Source organism: Chromobacterium sp. FG22, from assembly GCF_057809415.1.
In genome coordinates, this window is record NZ_JBMDJX010000091.1 from 1 (window position 1) to 305 (window position 305).

Sequence of the window (305 nt, forward strand, 5' to 3'; positions counted from 1 at the left end):
CACCCGCCAGGGCACGATGAACCTCAACGACAGCGCGCCCACCATCTCTCAGAGCGAGGCCGCCGTCGACAGCGCCTTCATGTACAACACCGGCTGGGTCAATCTGACCAATCTCGGCGAGGCCGCGGTGTCGTCACGGTTGCGCTTCCGTACCCCAGGTGGCGAGTGGGGCGCCAGCCAGGTGCTGGCCGCCACCGGCTTCAAGGGCTGGTTCCAGTTCCTGCCGTCCAACTACGGCCTGGCCGCCGGCCAGACCTGGGAGTATGAGCTCGAGCGCCTCGACGCCAACGGCCAATCGCTGGGCG

The 305-nt window shown here is 67.9% G+C and carries 1 protein-coding gene; it reads left to right on the plus strand.

Annotated elements, in window-relative coordinates; translation table 11 throughout:
- Positions 1–305: hypothetical protein (locus tag ACODSD_RS24810; RefSeq protein WP_488878615.1), on the plus strand; the 305-nt coding region annotated here is incomplete at both ends.